General features: G+C 46.5%; 22 protein-coding genes. 13 read left to right on the top strand and 9 right to left on the bottom strand.

Annotation, left to right across the window (positions count from 1 at the left end; all coding sequences use genetic code 11):
- Positions 1–86: 86 nt before the first annotated feature.
- The 3 genes from K7B67_RS10665 to K7B67_RS10655 form a co-directional block, all read right to left on the bottom strand.
- Positions 87–590 carry a DUF29 domain-containing protein gene (locus K7B67_RS10665; protein WP_252180313.1) on the bottom strand — a complete coding sequence of 168 codons (504 nt, stop codon included), beginning with the start codon at positions 588–590 and terminating at the stop codon, positions 87–89.
- Between the two features lie 152 nt (positions 591–742).
- Positions 743–2,857 (bottom strand): hypothetical protein, encoded by a 2,115-nt coding sequence (locus K7B67_RS10660; RefSeq protein WP_252180312.1) that lies wholly within the window; start codon positions 2,855–2,857, stop codon positions 743–745.
- 152 nt (positions 2,858–3,009) lie between these two features.
- Positions 3,010–5,178 carry an F-box protein gene (locus K7B67_RS10655; RefSeq protein WP_252180311.1) on the bottom strand — a complete coding sequence of 723 codons (2,169 nt, stop codon included), beginning with the start codon at positions 5,176–5,178 and terminating at the stop codon, positions 3,010–3,012.
- Positions 5,179–5,409: 231 nt separating this feature from the next.
- Here K7B67_RS10655 and K7B67_RS10650 point away from each other — a divergent pair, with 231 nt between their 5' ends.
- The 6 genes from K7B67_RS10650 (at position 5,410) to K7B67_RS10625 (ending at position 10,442) form a co-directional block, all read left to right on the top strand.
- On the top strand, positions 5,410–6,630 hold the full coding sequence (locus K7B67_RS10650) for a hypothetical protein (RefSeq protein ID WP_252180310.1): 1,221 nt from the start codon (positions 5,410–5,412) through the stop codon (positions 6,628–6,630).
- 517 nt (positions 6,631–7,147) lie between these two features.
- Complete coding sequence (locus K7B67_RS10645) at positions 7,148–7,426, top strand: hypothetical protein (protein WP_252176870.1); 279 nt, start codon at positions 7,148–7,150, stop codon at positions 7,424–7,426.
- Positions 7,390–8,472 (top strand): group II intron reverse transcriptase/maturase, encoded by a 1,083-nt coding sequence (gene ltrA, locus K7B67_RS10640; protein ID WP_252176869.1) that lies wholly within the window; start codon positions 7,390–7,392, stop codon positions 8,470–8,472. The genes K7B67_RS10645 and ltrA overlap by 37 nt, the downstream gene beginning before the upstream one ends.
- Positions 8,473–8,710: 238 nt before the next feature.
- Positions 8,711–9,412 carry a hypothetical protein gene (locus K7B67_RS10635; protein WP_252180309.1) on the top strand — a complete coding sequence of 234 codons (702 nt, stop codon included), beginning with the start codon at positions 8,711–8,713 and terminating at the stop codon, positions 9,410–9,412.
- 390 nt (positions 9,413–9,802) lie between these two features.
- Positions 9,803–10,036, top strand: coding sequence for a DNA-binding protein (locus K7B67_RS10630; RefSeq protein WP_252180308.1), 234 nt, complete (start codon positions 9,803–9,805; stop codon positions 10,034–10,036).
- Complete coding sequence (locus K7B67_RS10625; RefSeq protein WP_252180307.1) at positions 10,023–10,442, top strand: type II toxin-antitoxin system VapC family toxin; 420 nt, start codon at positions 10,023–10,025, stop codon at positions 10,440–10,442. Before K7B67_RS10630 ends, K7B67_RS10625 begins: the two co-directional genes overlap by 14 nt.
- Before the next feature lie 599 nt (positions 10,443–11,041).
- On the opposite strand, the gene K7B67_RS10620 is transcribed toward K7B67_RS10625, so the two are convergent.
- The gene (locus K7B67_RS10620; protein ID WP_252180306.1) at positions 11,042–11,263 is read right to left on the bottom strand and encodes a DUF433 domain-containing protein; all 222 of its coding nucleotides are present in this window, start codon (positions 11,261–11,263) and stop codon (positions 11,042–11,044) included.
- 459 nt (positions 11,264–11,722) lie between these two features.
- On the opposite strand from K7B67_RS10620, the gene K7B67_RS10615 reads away from it, so the two are divergent.
- A complete protein-coding gene (locus tag K7B67_RS10615) occupies positions 11,723–12,136 on the top strand; it encodes a hypothetical protein (RefSeq protein WP_252180305.1) in 414 nt (137 codons plus the stop codon).
- Positions 12,137–12,314: 178 nt separating this feature from the next.
- On the opposite strand, the gene K7B67_RS10610 is transcribed toward K7B67_RS10615, so the two are convergent.
- Positions 12,315–12,602 (bottom strand): hypothetical protein, encoded by a 288-nt coding sequence (locus tag K7B67_RS10610; protein ID WP_252180304.1) that lies wholly within the window; start codon positions 12,600–12,602, stop codon positions 12,315–12,317.
- 501 nt (positions 12,603–13,103) lie between these two features.
- Between K7B67_RS10610 and K7B67_RS10605 the strand changes: the two genes are divergently transcribed.
- The 3 genes from K7B67_RS10605 to K7B67_RS10595 all read left to right on the top strand — a co-directional run bounded on the left by K7B67_RS10605 (position 13,104) and on the right by K7B67_RS10595 (position 14,765).
- Positions 13,104–13,325 carry a DUF433 domain-containing protein gene (locus K7B67_RS10605; RefSeq protein ID WP_252180303.1) on the top strand — a complete coding sequence of 74 codons (222 nt, stop codon included), beginning with the start codon at positions 13,104–13,106 and terminating at the stop codon, positions 13,323–13,325.
- On the top strand, positions 13,325–13,654 hold the full coding sequence (locus K7B67_RS10600) for a DUF5615 family PIN-like protein (RefSeq protein ID WP_252180302.1): 330 nt from the start codon (positions 13,325–13,327) through the stop codon (positions 13,652–13,654). The genes K7B67_RS10605 and K7B67_RS10600 overlap by 1 nt, the downstream gene beginning before the upstream one ends.
- A gap of 115 nt (positions 13,655–13,769) precedes the next feature.
- Positions 13,770–14,765, top strand: a complete 996-nt coding sequence (locus tag K7B67_RS10595) for a transposase (protein WP_252180301.1) — start codon at positions 13,770–13,772, stop codon at positions 14,763–14,765.
- A gap of 626 nt (positions 14,766–15,391) precedes the next feature.
- Here K7B67_RS10595 and K7B67_RS10590 read toward each other — a convergent pair.
- The 3 genes from K7B67_RS10590 to K7B67_RS10580 form a co-directional block, all read right to left on the bottom strand.
- Entirely contained in the window at positions 15,392–15,796 is a 405-nt protein-coding gene (locus K7B67_RS10590) for a PIN domain-containing protein (protein ID WP_252180300.1), read from the bottom strand.
- Positions 15,797–16,006 carry a type II toxin-antitoxin system VapB family antitoxin gene (locus tag K7B67_RS10585; protein WP_252180299.1) on the bottom strand — a complete coding sequence of 70 codons (210 nt, stop codon included), beginning with the start codon at positions 16,004–16,006 and terminating at the stop codon, positions 15,797–15,799.
- A gap of 340 nt (positions 16,007–16,346) precedes the next feature.
- Complete coding sequence (locus tag K7B67_RS10580) at positions 16,347–16,799, bottom strand: hypothetical protein (RefSeq protein WP_252180298.1); 453 nt, start codon at positions 16,797–16,799, stop codon at positions 16,347–16,349.
- Between the two features lie 77 nt (positions 16,800–16,876).
- Between K7B67_RS10580 and K7B67_RS10575 the strand changes: the two genes are divergently transcribed.
- The 3 genes from K7B67_RS10575 to K7B67_RS10565 all read left to right on the top strand — a co-directional run bounded on the left by K7B67_RS10575 (position 16,877) and on the right by K7B67_RS10565 (position 18,150).
- Positions 16,877–17,212, top strand: a complete 336-nt coding sequence (locus K7B67_RS10575; RefSeq protein WP_252180297.1) for a type II toxin-antitoxin system Phd/YefM family antitoxin — start codon at positions 16,877–16,879, stop codon at positions 17,210–17,212.
- A 2-nt stretch (positions 17,213–17,214) separates the two neighbouring features.
- Positions 17,215–17,562, top strand: coding sequence for a type II toxin-antitoxin system RelE/ParE family toxin (locus K7B67_RS10570; protein WP_252180296.1), 348 nt, complete (start codon positions 17,215–17,217; stop codon positions 17,560–17,562).
- A 102-nt stretch (positions 17,563–17,664) separates the two neighbouring features.
- A complete protein-coding gene (locus tag K7B67_RS10565) occupies positions 17,665–18,150 on the top strand; it encodes a type II toxin-antitoxin system antitoxin SocA domain-containing protein (protein ID WP_252180295.1) in 486 nt (161 codons plus the stop codon).
- Between the two features lie 150 nt (positions 18,151–18,300).
- On the opposite strand, the gene K7B67_RS10560 is transcribed toward K7B67_RS10565, so the two are convergent.
- On the bottom strand, positions 18,301–18,573 hold the full coding sequence (locus K7B67_RS10560; protein ID WP_252180294.1) for a HigA family addiction module antitoxin: 273 nt from the start codon (positions 18,571–18,573) through the stop codon (positions 18,301–18,303).
- Positions 18,574–18,636 lie beyond the last annotated feature (63 nt).

The following is an 18,636-nucleotide window of genomic DNA, read 5'->3' as shown; positions in this document are numbered from 1 at the left end:
AGTTTGGATATCCGGTGGCCGTGCTGAAAAGGATCACTGCGTAACCTCGATAAGCGGTTGCAGAAAATGGAGCAGCGCCAGAAAGGTTAGCTTTCTGGCAGGCCGTTTAGTGGGTACCAGTCTTCAGTCATTAATTGATCATAAGACCAGGGACACGTTTCTGGAAAACTGCTGTTGTCCAGTTTTGGACATTTAGGCGGTATGTGACGATTCATTTCCCGAATGGCTCCTTTTTTTCCATCGGGATAAACCTCCACTAAAACATCTTCCACCCGTTGTTTTAGACTGTGATTTTTTCTTAATAATTTATTAATCCCGTCCCTTGCGTTATCAATAGAGTTTAACCATCCGTTGATGACCCTTTCCGTTGCTATTGAATCCCTTAGCACGGATGTTTGATAGTCACATTTAAGCAGGTGGAGTATGAGATTTGTTAGATAATTCTCAAGATTATCGACTTTAGCCTCTATCCCCAACTCCAACTCCTCCAACAAATTATAAAGGTCTAGCTGGTCAAACTGTTTATTAGCCAGTAAACCCACTTGCTCAGACAACCATTTATGATGGTCAGTTTCGTATAAGCTCTTCATCGTTTTACCTCAACTGGATACCCTGTTAAAAAAATACCTCCATGACCCTACCACTGTAGGCAAATAACAGAAAGGACGCAAAATGAATTACCAAAGCACTGACGCCTTTGCCGGGGGCTTTGCCCGTGGCTTTGGGCTGGACTGCCTTAAACTTATTGATTCAGGTCATCCTGCCCTGTGGAAGCCTCGCCAGTACCGGGCACGATCTGCCAGAGTGAAAAAACCTCTCTCAAATCAATATTGTTACTGTCAGGGCGCAAACTGGTCACCTGAAGGGTGCGGCTGCACGGGCTGAAGCAGTAACTTTTAATACGGCCTTCTGTTTGCAAACGGGCTTTTTCCAGCCAGCTCCCGTCTGCCGTCAACCCTAACAGAATCAGGCTATTGCGGCTGCTTGCAGGAATCACTGCCAGAAGGCAGCCTTCTTGATTAAATAGTGCTGCTTTGATGGAAAATTCGAGACGTTGATGGCGCCACTGAACGTCAGGTTCCGTAAATGGCTTACCAACTGATTCAGCAAAAGGCTTGCGTTGATAGATGTCGGTGTATCCTTCAGGATTGTTACAAACAATGGTTTCACCGCTGGGACTGACTCTTTCCAGGGACTCAGCCGGAAATGTCTGGGTCTGGCCCCATATTCCAGACGTTGCCTTACGCCAGATGGTCAGGCTTCTGCCAGTCTTCCTGATCAATTCACAAGGGTCCACAGAAAAATAAATACGATCAGAGCCGAGGGACTCCTGCCGATTAGAGAGTTGCCATTCGTCGTTAGTATTTAATTCCCAGATAGAAAAACTTTTTTTGGTGCTGATCGTCAGAAGCCGACCATCAGGGCTGAATTCAGGTTTAAGAGAGAAAATCTTAGTTGGCTGGTCACAGAATTCGAGGATTCTCTTTTGTTCATACCATTGCCCTTTCGGGTCGTAGGCATAAATCACAACAAAGAAATAATTCCGTTTAACATTACCGGCATCCTCAAACCATGTGGCAAAATGACGGTTATCCGGGCTGAATTTTACTTGTAGATCAAATTCAGAATCGCCCTCTTCCTCGCTATCAGAATCGCTCACTTCCTTGCTACTGGGTGCGAGTTTGTGTTCATTAGCAAGGTCTTCGACATGAATGTCACCCGTTTCTGACCAGGATCCATTGTCTGCCTGACTCATCACCGTAATGTAATGATCGTCATGAACCAGAAGATGTTTGCTGTCGGCACTGAATAGCGGTGTATGATTAAAGTTTGTATTTATCTCGCCTTTATTGACCCACTGTCCATAAGCATTCGGACCGATAATGGCGCCCGTAATCCCCTTTTTAATACAGACCAGTGATCTGGCATCAGGTGACAGGTGCATTTCATCCATACACTTGGTTCTAGCTGTGGGAAAAACATCACCCGTTGTCAGTTGTTGCTCAACCCACCCATTTTTCTTGCGTTCATAAACAGACAGAAAATGCTCTTTGCCAGTGTATTTGTTGGAAAAAGGTCCCGATGGCATAAAACCTTCCCGAACAGGTTGCGGGACAAATAAAATATGGTCGGCGTACTGATCATCATAGCTGACAGATTTGCCGTGTTCGATCACCCCTTCGCTGTTCCACTGACCATGACGATCCGGAGTCAGAATATTACTGTAGTTACCCGCCTGCCTCTCAATGATAATGGGAATATGACCACGCAGATGATGGTCAAAGCGACGAACATTGATGCTGCCAATGGGTTTCAGGGTCAGCGTGGCCGCGTCAATAATCTGCTGGCGCAAATGGTCGGCATAATAAGAGTAAATAGCCGGACCCAGTTGCGCCGGGAAGTGGTGATCAAAAAACAGGGGCAAGGTCCTGAGGTACTCAAGGAGTAAGTGACTGGACTGAATGATTGCCCGGCACGAAGCCTGCCTTTGCCTGGTCTGGGAGAGGAAGTAACGGACCTCTTCCAGGCTGCATGACTTCAGGCGTTCGCGCATTGTCTTTGAGGTTTGCCCAAATTTATTGATTTCTTCGATTGATAGAAAGCTGGCAATTCTGCTGAATAATTCCTGGGGTAGGGGAGCCAACCAGTTGTAGCAAGCCACAGCCGTTGCTGAATCTGTTGTGGATACGGTTCTCGTCTTGTCGGGCGTGGTAATCGGAGCTGGGGATGAACTGAGTTTGGGTGTTACATCAGGCACCTCTACAATTCTTGACGGTGTATCTTGCTCTGACCTTCCTGCTGGTGCGCCACTATAAGCAAAAGGGGCGTTTATTTTTCCATCGATCGGACTGTCCATAGTCAACCTCTACTTCTTATATGAAAGACTGCATTGAAATTGTTTAATGCTATGACCTTCAGACGGGATAAAAGTTCTATGGCTGTCGTAAAACTCTGGTTACCATGCTTTTAGGTCCTGTGGGTGCCAGCGTGGGAAGGAGTGGTATTAATTCAGGTCATCCTGCCCTGTGGAAGCCTCGTCAGTGTACTGGGCACGATCTGCCAGAGTGAAAAAACCTCTCTCAAATCAATGTCGTTACTGTCAGTCCGCAAACTGGTCACCTGAAGGGTGCGGCTGCACGGGCTGAAGCAGTAACTTTCAATACTGCCTTCTGTTTGCAAACGGGCTCTTTCCTGCCAGCTTCCGTCTGCCGTCAAACCTAACAGAATCAGGCTGTTGTGACTGCTTTCAGGAATCACAGCCAGAAGGCAACCTTCTTTATTAAATTGTGCTGTTTTGATGGAAAATTCGAGACGTTGATGGAGCCACTGAACGTCAGGTTCCGTGAATGGCTTACCGACCGATTCAGCAAAAGGCTTGCGTTGATAGATGTCGGTGTGTCCCGCAGGATCGTCACAAACAATGGTTTCACCGCTGGGACTGACTTTTACCAGGGACTCAGCCGGAAAGGTCTGGGTCTGGCCCCACATTCCAGACGTTCCAGACGTTCCAGACGTTGCCTTACGCCAGATTGTCAGGCTGCTGCCACTCCTCCTGATGAATTCACAAGGGTCCACAGAAAAATAAATACTACCAGTGCCGTAGGACTCCTGCCGATCAGAGAGTTGCCATTCGTCGTTAGTATTTAATTCCCAGATAGAAAAGCTTTTTTCGGTGCTGATCGTCAGAAGCCGACCATCAGGACTGAATCTGGGTTTAAGATCAAAATACCGAGTTGGCTGGTCACAGAATTCAAGGATTCTCTTTTGTTCATACCATTGCCCTTTCGGGTCGTAGGCATAAATCACAACAAAGAAATAATTCCGTTGAATAGCAACGTTAGCATCATTTTCGCCAGCATCCTCAAACCATATGGCAAAATGACGATTATCCGGGCTGAATTTTACTTTAAGATCAAATTCAGAATTGCCCTCTTTCTCGCTATCAGAATCGCTTACTTCCTCGCTATCAGAGTCGCTCACTTCCTCGCTACTGGGTTTGAGTTTATGTTCATCAACAAGTTCTTTGACATTAATGTCACCCGTTTCTGACCAGGATCCATTGTCTGCCTGACTCATCACCGTAATGTACGATGCGTCATAAACCAGAAGATGTTTGCTGTCGGCAGTGAACAGCTGTGTATGATTACAGCCTGAATTAATCTTGCCTTTATTGACCCACTGTCCACCAGTATTCGGACCGAGAATGGCGCCCACATACCCCCTGTTAATACAGACCAGTGATTTGGCATCAGGTGACAGGCGCATTTCATGCATAAACTTCTTTCTAGCTTCGGGAAAAACATCACCCGTTGTCAGTTGTTGCTCAACCCACCCATTTTTCTTGCGTTCATAAATAGACAGTAAATGCTCTTTGCCAGTGTGTTGGTAGGAAAAAGGTCCCGATAGCCCAAGACCTAACGGAACAGGTTGCGGGACAAATAAAATATGGTCGGCGTACTGATGATGATAACTGACAGATTCGCCGTGTTCGATCACCGCTTCTCTGGTCCACTGACCATGATGATCCGGAGTCAGAATATTACTGTAGTTACCCATCTGCCTCTCAATGATAATGGGAATATGACCACGCAGATGATGGTCAAAGCGACGAACATTGATGCTGCCTATGGGTTTCAGGATCAGCGCGACCCCGTCAATAACCTGCTGGCGCACATGGTCAGCATAATAAGAGTAAATAGCCGGACCCAGTTGCGCCGGGAAGTGGCGATCAATAAACAGGGGCAAGGTCCTGAGGTACTCAAGGAGTAAATGACTGGACTGAATGATTGCCCGGCACGAAGCCTGCCTTTGCCTGGTCTGGGAGAGGAAATAACGGACCTCTTCCAGGCTGCATGACTTCAGGCGTTCGCGCATTGTCTTTGAGGTTTGCCCAAATTTATTGATTTCTTCGATTGATAGGTAGCTGGCAATTATCTTGAATACTTCTGGGGGTAGGGGAACCAACCGGTTGTAGCAAGTGATAGCCGTTGCTGAGTCCGTTGTGGATACGGTTCTCGTCTTGTCGGGCATGGTAATCGCAGTTGGGGATGGTCTGAGTTTGGACGTTACATCAGGAATCTCTACAATCCTTGACGATGCTTCTTGCTCTGATCCCCCGGCTGGTGCGCCACTGTAGGAAAAGGGGGCGTTTATTGTTCCATCGATCGGACTGTCCATAGTCAATCTCTCTCCTGTCATCCGAAGAATTGCATTGAAATTGTTTAATGCTATGACCTTCAGACGGGATAAAAGTTCTATGGCCAGAAGGTCACTTCAATGAGTTTGATGTGAACAATCCACGTTCATCCTGAGCGGAGTCAGGCTTCGTAATAAAAAAAACTTATGAAATATTTGATCTATTCTTTCCCGCTCAACAACCATGTTCAACAATAATTGAGAGCTAATACATTGAAACAGTTACTTAAGTCTTTATTCTTTTTTCTGACTTTCATAGCTTCAGTGGAAGCACAAATTCTCAGCGGGTTGACGGCATACCCTCTGCCAGACAAAGTCTCCGTTATCACAGGATCACTGGTGGCACTGGGTGTACTGACAATCAGGCAGCAAACCTGGCAACCGCTTCTCTATGATCCGGAAAAAAATAATAAACCGGAGTCGTACAATAATCAGTTTCTTCACGTTTCATCGGATGATCCTTTTATTATCACTGGCCCGGAACCTGTGCCCGACGATCATACCCTTTGTCAGCCCATAGACCCTCCTGAAAACAAGACCTGGCAATGCTTTGGTCTGGAGTCCATAACCAGCGTGGCACTCAACACCAAACAGCCCCTCGACCTGAAAACCCATCCTCAACAAAGTACTGTCCTGCACTATAGCTATGAACCCAAGCTGAAATTTTCGGAATACGATCTGTCCAATTACCAGACTGTTTTAAAAAATCAGCAAGCTGAAATGGAGCGGATTAATAAAATCGCCACCAAAGAAATAGCCATGGGCAGGCTGAAGATCAGGATTGCCGAAGAAACAACAGACGAAGACACTGCCCGAAGGGTGTACATTGCAAAAACCAATGGCATCACCGTCAAAGAGCAAAAAGACATTGAGCAGGAAGCTAAACGACACCGTGAAGATGCCCGTGCCCAGTCAGACGGCTATGCCCCATCGGATATTGATCTTCCTGATGATAGAGTCCTGTGCCTGGCATCAAACGGGAACGCCTGTCGGGAGGTTCTGTCCAAAATAGTGAGCAGCGCAGATTCTGAACCAGACAAAACCAGTGAAAACACCAGCCCCCCATCGCAAGAAGGTGAACAAGACGCTTCAGAAGGACAGGAAGCCGACTCCAGTGAGAATGGAGGTGAAGATGGATCTGCTGCCTCAGCAGCTGTCAGCACAACCGGTGATCTGAAACCTTCTGCTCTGCCTGCCAACCAGAGACCCGATAACTCCATTCAGTACCGGTGTGTCAATCCGGGCTGCCCCTACAGCACCTACGACAATGAGAACAATCTGGATGCCCACAGATTGACCCACCAGCCTGCCAACCAGAGACCCGAAAACCCAACACGGTACCGGTGTTACCATATGGGTTGCAACTACGTCAGCTACTACGGTGCGCGCACACTGAAAACCCACAAACTGACCCACCAGTTTGCTAAACCATAACTAGTGCAGCCAAGCTCTGGTATCCGTACACCCCTCGTTCCCACGCTCTGCGTGGGAATGCATACGTGTGCCGAGCATGTCACACAGCTTGGGGGTGAAAGTCCCCTGTCCAGCCAGATGAGGGCGAAGGACTAGTGAAGCACAAGGTTTGTATCGTGAGATGCAGGCTGAAGGCAGTGTGGAGCAAAACCGCGAGCCGACGAACAGAAATCAGATATGAGGCTGTTTGCGTGAGGACGAGTCAGCGTATGATGACGAAGTCCATACTCATCCGGACATTCAGGCAGTAGATCTGGCGATTGTGCGGCGAAGGCGGTGTGACTTACCTCGGGAGGTCTGTGTGGTGTCTGATATTTCGGACTGAGGTCATCGTAAGGTGACTTGACCGCCACACAGAAGTCAGCAGATGGCATAGTAGCTGGCGTATGTCAGTGAAGGCCTGAACGGTACAGAGTGGTGAGTAGTTTCTGTTATTCGATACACTGGACGCAGACAAATCCAGCAAACACTGGAACTCATGCCAAGTGGTCACGGCGGAACCGGAGGCTGCAAGGCTATGAGAGCTGAGGTCGTGTCGGTATCACAGGATTACGAAAGCCCGGCGGGTGGTACTAGACTGATGGAGCGTATCGCCAACCCCAATAATTTAACAAGAGCCTTTCAGCGAGTTAAACGCAATAAAGGCGCAGCAGGGATCGACCGTATGACAGTGGAAGGGTTGTACACCCATCTACAAGAACATGGTCATGAACTGCGACAATGTCTTTGCAGGGAGAATGGCGTCCTGCTCCCGTAAGGCGAGTACTGATTCCCAAACCGGACGGAGGAGAAAGGCAGTTGGGTATACCAATCGCCTTAGACCGAATGGTGCAGCAAGCGATACAGCAAGTATTGCAGGCCGAGTGGGAACTAAGGTTCTCATCTTTCAGTTACGGGTTCAGGCCGAACCGGTCAGCTCATCAGGCGATTAATCAGGCTCAGTCGTATATCCGAGAAGGATATAACTGGGTTGTGGACATTGACCTGTCGAAATTCTTCGATCGGGTTAACCATGATCGACTGATGGCAAAACTGGCAGTTCACACAGATGACAAGGATGTATTACGTTTAATTCGACGATTCCTACAGTCCGGAGTGATGGAGAACGGGCTGGTAAAACCGCAGACGGAAGGAGTGCCTCAGGGAGGGCCGCTCTCACCTGTGTTGTCTAACATCGTACTGGATGAACTCGATAAAGAGTTAGAAAAGCGTGATTTACGATTTGTACGTTACGCTGATGACTGTCGGGTGTTTGTGCGAAGCAAGAAAGCAGGCGAGAGAGTGATGGCAAGTTTGACTCGTTACATCGAAAGTAAGCTGAAGCTGAAAGTCAACGTTGCGAAAAGTGCAGTTGACAAGGCATGGAGGCGGGCGTTCCTGGGATACAGCTTTACCAGAGATGGCAGGAAGAAGCTGGCAGATAAAACCTGCAAGCGGTTCAGGGACAAGGTCAAACAACTAACCCGCAAAGGCGGGCGGTCACTGGAGCAGAGATTGGAGTCTCTGAATCGCTATTTACGGGGCTGGAAGAACTACTTTCGAGAAGTTGAAACCCGTTCGGAGTTTGAAAACTTTGACTGCTGGATCAGGCGACGATTGAGAAGTTTGCTCTGGTATCAATGGAAGAAAAGTCCGAAGCGATATGCGGAGCTAAGAAGGCGAGGAGTCAGTGAAGAGCTGACGAGGCAGACAGTAGGATCGAGCAAAGGGTACTGGCGGATAAGCCGGAGTCCTGCGCTGCACTTAGCATTGCCGAATAGTTGGTTCGATGAATTAGGTTTGATTAGATTATTGGCTGCTTAACTGACCGAAACGCCCAGTACGGACCCGTATGCTGGGTGTTGTGGGAGGAGCGTAGCTGTGAGGCTACGCCCTATCCCGATCTCCCCTGAAAAGCAGACTCTACACCCTAAGATGTAAACATTGTCCCCATAGACTACACTAAACAACTGTAATTTTGTCGTACGACGTTGATCGCTTGTCATGCAACCCATCCAGCTCCATGATGTTCGATGTGATCAATAGTAACGAGGGTAAAATCATGAAATTAACTATCTCTTTTCTAACTTCACTACTGCTATTTTATTCGTTTTCTTTATTTGCCGATTCTTTCACATTCGACAACCCGGATGAATACGAAATAAAAGTCTATGATGGAGATGTAAAGATATTCGACAATCATAATAAAAATATTTATTTTGGTCGGAACCCTACAAGCAATTACTTTATAGTCAGAGTGGATAACTTCCCAACGCCTATAAATCTGGTATTAAACACCTCTTTAAATGAAAGATTCTATCATGGTTGTAATTATCACTTCTCACTGAGTAAAAAAGATGGATGGGCTTTTGGCGGCGGTAGTTTTCCCTGTTCAAAAGGTCAGGATCATTTAAAAGGTGATGCTCCTTTGTTTACCGTCCTAAACGATTCCAGTGATCCAAGCGACCCAACTCAAAAAGGAGTCGACGTGTACCCAGCCATTGCCGCAGTTAAAGACGGCTTTACCGCTGATAATAAACGAGGATTTCTCTTTCCAGGAGACTCCAGACCGATTACTGAAGACAATATTGTATTAATAAATTTGGGTATAAAACCTGGTTCAAATATACAGATAGGATTTTTTAATCCTTACACTCCTGGCTACATAGCGTGTGGAGATGATGTTATGCCTTTTGATGGTAAATATACATTCACACTCACAAAAGATAAGAAGTGTGTTATTAAAAAAAACACAACTGAGTGAACAGTTGATCTGTTTGGGTTCGATGTTGTTTTTTTGGGTTATGTTAGGGAATTATAATTTTGTCGTGTAATGATGAGTGTTTGTCATGCAAACCGTTCAGTTTTTGGGTCAACTATCCTGACACAGGGGGAAACTCCAACCACACTCGTTCCCACGCTCTGCGTGGGAATGCATACCCACACCTGAGAACGGGCTCTACAACTCGAGATGTCGTATGAGTTCAGCATGGGAGCCACCGTTTTGCCACACGTGGGAACGAACCCAAGAGCTTCAAAAATAGAACAAAGTCAAACGATGTCAACAATCAAGACCTAACCCGTTTTTCCCTAACTTGCCAAAAATGATATCAATGCTATCATTTTTTTACAGGTCGCATAACAAGGTAGAAACATGGCAAATCTGATTGTACGAAATATTGACGATCGAATAGTCGATGCACTGAAAGCCAGGGCTGGTCAGCATGGACGCAGTGCTGAAGCAGAGCACCGTCGTATACTCGAAACAGCTCTATTAAGGCCCCGGAAAAAAACACTGGCCGAGGCACTAAAAAGCATACCCAATGTTGGCAAAGATACAGACTTCGAGCGTATCAATGATAAAGAAGACCGTGATGTATTTAATTGATACCAATGTCATCAGTGAACTGCGTAAGAAAAAAAGAGCCAGTCCGGGTATTATCGATTTTTTTCAAAAAACTGAACAGCAGATGCAACCGATTTACCTTAGCGTTATCACATTGGGTGAGCTGCGGCGCGGCGTTGAAAAAATACGCTACAGGGGTGATCAGTCACAAGCTCAGCAACTGGAGAGCTGGCTTAACAATCTTGTTAAAGACTTCACTCATCGTATTCTGGAGTTTGGTGACACCGAAGCACAACTATGGGGCAGGTTAAGAGTTCCACACCATGAAAATGCAATTGATAAACAAATTGCAGCGACTGCGCTGGCTTACGATTTGATCCTTGTAACCAGAAATACGAATGACTTTTCAGGAACAGGTGTTAAATTGCTGAATCCATTTTTAGAGTAGGGCGGGGTTAGAGGGCGTCAAGAATCAATACCTGACCCCGGTTTCCTCCAGATCTGTGGGCAAGGCCTGAATTTTTAATCCAGTGCACTAAGCCTTGATATCCGGTGCCATTAATAGAGGGAACCCATCAATTACATTGAAACCGTGTACTAGGCTTGTATCGGAACATGATCTGGACAAAGAATGATGCTGACTCCAGCAAGGTCAACGAAATTCAACACTGGTTCTGGAAGATGCTGACCCCTCCTGTGTTCTTTTGATTATGACTAAATAGACAACAATCCATTGTTAGTCTCTGTCAAAAATTGATTGATACGATTCTTGTTATTACTGATCAGGGATTCAATAGCGGGTAGGCGAGCATTACCGATTTTAATATGGATCACTTTAGGAGGTGGCCCGAACCGACTCCAGAAATCTACAAAATCTTTATCCTTCGTCAATATGGCTTGATTGTGTACTTTCGCGTATTCTCAGACCAGCCGATCCGGGGGCCCCTTCACCCAGTGATTCAATTCTTGAGACAGCCTGAGCTCCTTTGTAATCAGCTTCTATTCTTGCGGCCAGTTTGTAGGAGAGGTTTTCGTCAATCAATATCACTATGCAGCATCCCCTTTGGTCAGATTTTGGGCTGCATAAGCCAAGGCCGCTCGTATCTTGGTTTCATTCAGGCTGGGAAAGTCCAATACGATTTCGGCGAAAGACATGCCGGAACTCAGCATTTCAAGAATGCTTTCTACAGTGATCCGGGTGCCTTTTACGCAGGGCTTGCCCGTCATGATTTCAGGGTTGCATACAATCCAGACATTACTATCAATCACGTTGTATCTCCATTTATTGTGATTTTTCGGTAATTTTAGGCGTTGGAGTCGATTTCAACAATGTGGCAAGACATTATGGCAACATTCCGAACGGTATGCTCATTTTATGCTCTCGAATCTATCAATGACACCTAAACTCCGTTCGCTGGATTTGACTCGTTCCCACGCTGGAGTGGAGCATGGGAACCGTGTGCTGTAGCACACAATCAGAATGATAAGGGATGATTAGCCTGAGTGTGTGGAAGCTATGGGAAAGATGGCGGTAGGCACGCCGGAGTCGGTCGTCGGAGGCAAGCTCCAAACCACTTCAAGCGGCTGTCATTAAGAGTGGTGGTCGTGAGCGTTGAGGAAAAGGCGAACAATGAGTCGTCAGGTGTATTTCAGCCGCACGCTGCCAGACGGTTTGTTCATTCATGGTCTAAGCTTGCATCTCTTCCATCGGTTAAACAGGAGCTAAGTGTGTCGGTAACGCTGTTTACAGAACTGAAAAACATAGGCATTGATGAGGAGCTGGCGGCAAAAGTCAGTGCCTCCCTTGACCCTGACCACAATGCCAGCAAGAAAGACGTGCTCATCATGCAAGAGGCCATCTTGCAGCACCAGGCCCGCAGCGATCAAAAAATGGCCGACATGAAAGCCGAGTCAGACGCCCGCTACTATGAACTGAAAGCCGAGTCAGACGCTCGCTACTCCGAACAGAAAGCCGAGTCAGACGCGCGCTACTACGAACTGAAAGTGGAAAACTCCAAGGCATACGCCGAACTGAAAACCGAAATCCACACCACCATCAACCGGCAATACCTCGTCACCTTTGGCAGCGCTCTGCTGACCATTACGTCCGTACTGGCAGTAAACTGGTACTTTAATGTTTGACTCGTTCCCACGCTTTTAGGCCCCGTGGGTCCCAGCGTGGGAATGCATACCCACACCTGAAAACAGACTCTACAACTCGAGATATCGTATGAGTTCAACATGGTAGCCACTGCTCTACCAAACGTGGAAACGACCCAAATGGCCTTAAAAATAAAACAGAGTCAAACGATATCAACAATCAAGACCTGACCCTTTCTTTCCAGCTTTTCCGCACAAACACACTATCCCGAAAAAACGCCACCGGATTCAAAAACAATTTCCGCCAAAAACCACCATGCTTTTTTCTCACACCGGCCTGAAAACGAAACAGACCAGGATATTCCTCAACTGGAAAGCCATTCAACGTTTGTTGCTCCCGTAACCAGCAAGGAAAATCAGAAAGTACCTTATCAGAGTCAAAAACACCGTTTTTTAAAACAGCCAATATCTCAGCATCTGCCTGAAAGCCCGGCAAAGGTTCTGGCAATGTCGCCGTGGCGTCCTTGAGGATCTCGGCAAAACGGGCTTCGTTCTCCTTTCTTTCACGGTGGTATTGTCGAGTCAGTGGCCTTGGCTGCCACTGGTGCAGCAGAAATGTACCGTTAAACAGATGCGGCACCGCGTAATAACTAAAGTGACGGCGAAAGCCCCGCGGTGTTTTTCAAGATAGTCCCCCGGAAACTGACTTTTCACATCCACAGGATAATCGGCTGGCCGTTTGCCAACAGGGTAATACATGGCCAGTCGGTGAATCAGATCAATGTCTTCATAGCCATGGCCAGAAAATGCCTGACTTGCCGTCAAGGCGACAGAAGCAAGTCACCGGGTGATGTTCGAAAACCTGACTCATTGCGGCAACAGTGAAAAATTACTTCTTGAGAAATTGCTGCTAGAATAGAGTGGCCATGTAAAGTTATATTTAAATCTATAAACGATATAGGGTAATGGCTCGCCATATAATGCTTATTTCCTCATCCAGGAGCGAATTATGAGTAAGGACGATTATTTAGAGTATATTGAAATTGATCAGGCAAAACGTTTTGGAAAACCTACCATTAAGGGAACCAGAATAACGGTCACTGACATACTTGAAATGCTGGCCAGTGGTATGACGCAAGCAGAAGTATTGGATGAACATCCTAACCTTCTGGCAGAACAGGTAAAGGCTGCGTTGCTTTACGCAGCCAATCAGTTATCTGGTGCTGCCTGATGCTATTACTGGACGAAAATCTTTCACCAAAACTTGTTGCGAGAATCAATGATGCATATCCCGGAAGTCTTCATGTTTTGCATTCAAGGCTCGATAACTCACCAGATATCGAAGTCTGGCGTTATGCGAAAAAACAAAAGTTAACCATTGTCACCAAAGATAAAGATTTTCTACACTATGCAATTCAGCATGGCTATCCACCAAAACTGGTGTATCTTACAACAGGTAATGCGAAACTTTCTGTCATAGAATCCGTTCTTTTAGAGAAAGAAGTGATTATCAAATCATTTATCAAATTAGATAAAGAAAGTGTCCTGAAAATTGGCTGATTGTGCAAAAACTTTTCCCCATACATTATTTTCTTGATCCTATATTCGCTGTATATGATTCGTTCCCACGCTCCAGAGGGTGTCGCGAAACCCAAGACAAACAGGTATCATTGTCTTGATATCTGAGTCCTTGAAAGAAGCACTGACCCATCAAACAGAAGTGTACGACACATTACAGGAGCGTCAGGCAAAGCAAAAACGCAGGGGCAAAAAAAACACATCGGACACAAGGATAAGTCCAACAGAGCCAGAAGCCGCCCGCCACAAAATGAAACGGGGCAGAGGGTATGCACAGGCTTATCTTCCCTCTGTGCTAGCTAATGAAGAACGAGTGGTTCTGGCTGCTGCTGTTGATCCAACCAATGAAGCCGCAGTGATCCCTCAGATGATGGATCAGGCAGAACGCATAATAGGCAAAACACCGGAAGAGCTGCTGGTCGACGGTGGTTACTTTACAGACAGCGTGATTAATGACTCGCTGGCAAGAGATGTCAGCCTACTGTGTCCAGAAAGTGGTAATCCGGGCAAGCCTAAAAAGAATCAGAAATTCCATAAAGGCAGCTTCCGATATGAATCGGAAGAGGATGCGTACATATGCCCGGCAGGTCAGAAACTAACGCTCATCTATCGCCCGAGAAATCCGAGCCACTCGAAGGCGCAATGGACTTATGGCGGTGCAGCCTGCAGTGATTGCCCGTTGAGAAAGCAATGCACCACTAGCAAGGCTGGGCGAAAAATCAGGCGCTTTGCTATGGATAGCGTTAAAGATGAGCTGCGCCGGGTTATGGAGCATCCAGCGGCAAAGAAGGCTTATAAGAAACGTCAAGGGATGGTTGAGCCAGTGTTCAGTTATTTACGAACTGTTCAGGGGCTAAACCGCTTCCGCCGTCGGGGATTAGACTCAGTGAAGCTGGAGTTTAACCTTCACCTTCTGGCTTATAACCTGAGCAGGGCAGTAGCCTTTGCTTTGCAGCGTTTATTTACAGTGATTTGGGAAATATTAGCGATCATCCGCACTCAATGGCTAATAATCGCTAGAACCCAAAATTTAAAATTGTCGCATGGGGGTGGCAAGTTTTTTAGAGTTGCCTGCGCTCATGAAACTGTTTAACGGTTTTGCAACACCCTCTGGAGCATGGGAACCAGAGTTTTGCGACAGCCTCTCCAGCGTGGGAATGCATACCCACACTTGAAATCGGACTCTACAACTTGAGATATCGTATGGACTCAGCATGGGAGCCACTGTGTTGCTCTGCTCGGGAACGAGCCATAATTTCAGGGGTTTTCATGATTTTTCCCTGCCGGGTCTTACCACACGGGTTTCTCCGGGTTTCTTCTTTTGGTTACGCGGCATCAAACCTGACTAGCTGACCTGCCTTATCCAGTTTTTCATGCAAGGTTGTCAGGGTTTGGTGGACTGGTGGCCTCCAGGTTTGTGGGCTGTATTTTTTATTTTTGTATGGATGTCCTTTATATACCCCCGTCGAATAGTGCACATTAAAGCGTTGTGCGATTTCAGCCATTGTATAACCGCCTGAGGGATAGACAGCAGTCATTACCTGTTTCCGACTTGGATAATCAGATTCATAAAAACCCGGGCTTTTGCATACAGGTCGTATGTACTTCACTGAGAACGAACCATTGCTCATCAAGGATGGAAAAGACGCTGCCAGAATATATGAAAGCTACTCCCTGAGTAATTACGCAGTTTTTTACAAGTTCACCACCGCTGAACTATTAATGCTCTTTAACAACCGTACAAACCAGACCGGAATGCTTTTCAATTGCACTGAAGTCACGATCCCTGTGCAGAATGGGCAAACCATTGTTTATGGCTGTTACGGCAATAAGGCAATCAATACTTTTTCGAATGGTGACACCCTGTTTCCGCAAATCACGATATAGCTTTGCCGAATCTTTATAATATGCTTCCGGAATAGTGAAGCAGGTCAGGCTTGACATTAACCGCTCAGTTTGACGGTATTGTTTATCGGTTCTTATGCCTTGCAGCACTTCCATTAGTACGACCGGACATATACAGGCATTACCCGTTTGTAACAGATGTTCAAGTGACAACACATGAGCGTTGTTTGCCCCATTGAAGAAATCAATCCATACACTGGTATCTATCATGGTGTCCATTCAGCGAGTTTCCCTCATGCCATCGAGGTTGCCCTCCCAGTCAATTTTGCCTTTTAGGGAGAGCAGTTCTTTTTGCCGCGCTCTGCGAACTAGCTCCTGTAATGCAAAGTTAACCACTTCTTTGCGGATTTTATGGCCAGTCAGGGCTATAGCTTCTTCCATGAGCTCTTGATCAATAACGATGTTGGTTCTTATGCTAGTGCCAGACATATATACACCTATATCAGTAATTAGGGTGTATAAAGAATATACCCTGAATATTGTGGTCACAAGCTGTCTGTATGACTCGTTCCAACGCTCCAGAGGGTGTCGCAAAACTCTAACCACTCGTTCCCACGCTGGGACCCACAGGGCCTAAAAGCATGGGAACCAGAGTTTTGCGACAGCCTCTCTCCAGCGTGGGAATGCATAGCCACACCTGAAAACAGGCTCTACAACTTGAGGTATCGTATGAGTTCAACACAGGAGCCACTATCTTGCCACACCTTGCCACACGTGAGAACGAGCCAAAGAGCCTTAAAAATAGAACAGAGTTAAACGATGTCAACAATCAAGACCTGACCCTATTTCCGCGAGACCTACCCCTTTTTCCCCAGCTTTTCCGCACAAACACACTATCCCCAAAAAACGCCACCGGATTCAAAAACAACTTCCGCCATTTCCGCCAAAAACCACCATGCTTTTTTCTCACACCGGCCTGAAAGCGAAACAGACCAGGATATTCCCCAACCGGAAAGCCATTCAACGTTTGTTGCTCCCGTAACCAGCAAGGAAAATCAGAAAGTACCGTATCAGAGTCAAAAACACCGTTTTTTAAAACAGTTAACATCTCAGCATCTGCCTGAAAGCCCGGCAAAGGTTCTGGCAATGCCGCCGTGGCGTCCTTGAGAATCTCGGCAAAACGAGCTTCATTCTCCTTTCTTTTACGGTGGTATTGAAGAGAGTGGGCAAGGTATCTTGCAGGGCCCAATAGAAAAGGCAGGGCGGTTAATACTAAAACCAACCCAAAAGGTTTGTATATGAAAGTAAACTAGCTAGACTATAAAAGGTCTTAATTAAGTCTTATGGAGGCTATTTAGTATGAAACTCTCACAACAAGTCAAGCCCATCAGCTACCTGAAAGCCAACGCAGCCGAGGTACTGAACCAGCTGCAAGAAAGCCGGGAGCCGCTGGTGATCACCCAGAACGGTGAAGCTAAAGCCGTTATTCAGGATATCTACAGTTATGAAGCATTGCAGGAAGATATCGCCCTGTTAAAACTGCTGGCCCTGGGAAAACGGCAGCTGGCCGACCATCACACCGTTACGGCAGACAGTGTAATGGCTGATATCGATCAACTCCTGGTGGATGATGCTCCTGATAATAACCGGGACCACAACAACGATGAAGAATCACAAAACAGTACAAGGGAATAATCATGACAAAAGTTATTCTCACTCAGGATGCCCGACAGGACATACTGGATATTATCACCTACACCAGAGACCACTTTGGCAACCCCCGGGCAGTGAAATTAAGGCAGACTTTTAATACCGCCTTGCAAAGCCTCAGGGAGCAGCCCTATAAAGGTGCCATAGTTCCGGAACTGACCCGGTTCGGGAATACTGAATATCGGCAATTGGTAAGGAAGCCTTTTCGTATTATTTATCTGGTCACTGAGGACGCAACAGAAAATAACCAGGACATTAACGTTGCCATATTGCTTTGTGCCGATGGGCGGAGAAATTTCAGCACGTTATTGCAAAAGCGGTTGTTCAGGAGTTGAATCCAATTCAAGCTGACTCGTTCCCACGCTTTTAGGCTCCGTGGGTCCCAGTGTGGGTCGGCACTATTACAGGCTTTCATCCTGCTTGCTAAGGAGGAGTTTTTGGACAAGATTACCGCTACAAACGTTGCTGATTTCTTCCTGAACAAGGTCCATACCCATGGCGACGTGATCACCAATAAAAAAATCCAGAAAATGGTTTACTATGCTCAGGCTTGGTATCTGGCTCTCTATGATGAACCTCTCATCGAAGAAGACTGCGAAGCCTGGGTACATGGTTCCGTATACACAAAGCAGTACCATCGTTTCAAGTCTTATACCTGGAATCCAATTTCTTTCGATCCGGGCAAGCCTGAACTTCCGGTAAAAGTCGAACAACATCTCAACGAAATCTACGACACTTTTGCCAGTTTCACCAGCTATCAGTTGGAAATGATGACTCACCAGGAGCACCCCTGGCAAGAGGCTCGCAAAGGGTTGGCACCTGATGATTTCTCAACAGCCACTATTAGCAAAGAGTCCATGAAGTACTTCTATCGGAAGATGGCAGAAGATAATGGCGAAGAAGCGCAAAATACAACCCACTAAACTCCAGAAAAATTATATTCCGACCACGCCCATTCACGAAAAGCATGTCAGCTTTTCGTTTAAGCATTTAGATTTGGGCAATAATAAGTTCTCTATCACAGGTAAAAACGCACGATATGCAATAAGCTAAACCAGAATATATCAGACCAACTACCTCTCAGCTTCCTTTGCCATTACCAAGCGATATTCGGATTCAAGATTGCTCCAGAAATACGCAGGCACACCGACAACTTGCTCAAGCTGAAGAGCCGTTTCTGGTGTGATAGCCTTATCCCCTCTGAGAATCTCATTGATGGCTTGAGGAGGTCGACCCATTCTACGAGCTAACTCTGCCTGGGTAATATCCATCTCTTCAAGCACTTCCTGCAAATACTCGCCTGGGGGAATGGCTAAATCGGACATGTAAGTCTGTTCAGTCATCATTACGCAGTTTTTTACAAGTTCACCACCGCTGAACTATTAATGCTCTTTAACAACCGTACAAAC

The sequence above is a fragment of the Endozoicomonas sp. 4G genome, from assembly GCF_023822025.1.
GTDB lineage: Bacteria > Pseudomonadota > Gammaproteobacteria > Pseudomonadales > Endozoicomonadaceae > Endozoicomonas_A.
Note: the sequence above shows the minus strand (reverse complement) of the source record. Positions and strands in the feature narration are given on the sequence as shown.

Bases quoted from the DNA above. Each gene is read 5' to 3' on its own strand.
- K7B67_RS10630 (WP_252180308.1), top strand. From the start codon at position 9,803: ATGGCAAATCTGATTGTACGAAATATTGACGATCGAATAGTCGATGCA.
- K7B67_RS10560 (WP_252180294.1), bottom strand. From the start codon at position 18,573: ATGATGACTGAACAGACTTACATGTCCGATTTAGCCATTCCCCCAGGC.
- K7B67_RS10625 (WP_252180307.1), top strand. From the start codon at position 10,023: ATGTATTTAATTGATACCAATGTCATCAGTGAACTGCGTAAGAAAAAA.
- K7B67_RS10645 (WP_252176870.1), top strand. From the start codon at position 7,148: ATGCCAAGTGGTCACGGCGGAACCGGAGGCTGCAAGGCTATGAGAGCT.
- K7B67_RS10655 (WP_252180311.1), bottom strand. From the start codon at position 5,178: ATGGACAGTCCGATCGATGGAACAATAAACGCCCCCTTTTCCTACAGT.
- K7B67_RS10600 (WP_252180302.1), top strand. From the start codon at position 13,325: ATGCTATTACTGGACGAAAATCTTTCACCAAAACTTGTTGCGAGAATC.
- K7B67_RS10605 (WP_252180303.1), top strand. From the start codon at position 13,104: ATGAGTAAGGACGATTATTTAGAGTATATTGAAATTGATCAGGCAAAA.
- ltrA (WP_252176869.1), top strand. From the start codon at position 7,390: ATGTCTTTGCAGGGAGAATGGCGTCCTGCTCCCGTAAGGCGAGTACTG.
- K7B67_RS10660 (WP_252180312.1), bottom strand. From the start codon at position 2,857: ATGGACAGTCCGATCGATGGAAAAATAAACGCCCCTTTTGCTTATAGT.
- K7B67_RS10570 (WP_252180296.1), top strand. From the start codon at position 17,215: ATGACAAAAGTTATTCTCACTCAGGATGCCCGACAGGACATACTGGAT.
- K7B67_RS10585 (WP_252180299.1), bottom strand. From the start codon at position 16,006: ATGTCTGGCACTAGCATAAGAACCAACATCGTTATTGATCAAGAGCTC.
- K7B67_RS10575 (WP_252180297.1), top strand. From the start codon at position 16,877: ATGAAACTCTCACAACAAGTCAAGCCCATCAGCTACCTGAAAGCCAAC.
- K7B67_RS10635 (WP_252180309.1), top strand. From the start codon at position 8,711: ATGAAATTAACTATCTCTTTTCTAACTTCACTACTGCTATTTTATTCG.
- K7B67_RS10590 (WP_252180300.1), bottom strand. From the start codon at position 15,796: ATGGACACCATGATAGATACCAGTGTATGGATTGATTTCTTCAATGGG.
- K7B67_RS10665 (WP_252180313.1), bottom strand. From the start codon at position 590: ATGAAGAGCTTATACGAAACTGACCATCATAAATGGTTGTCTGAGCAA.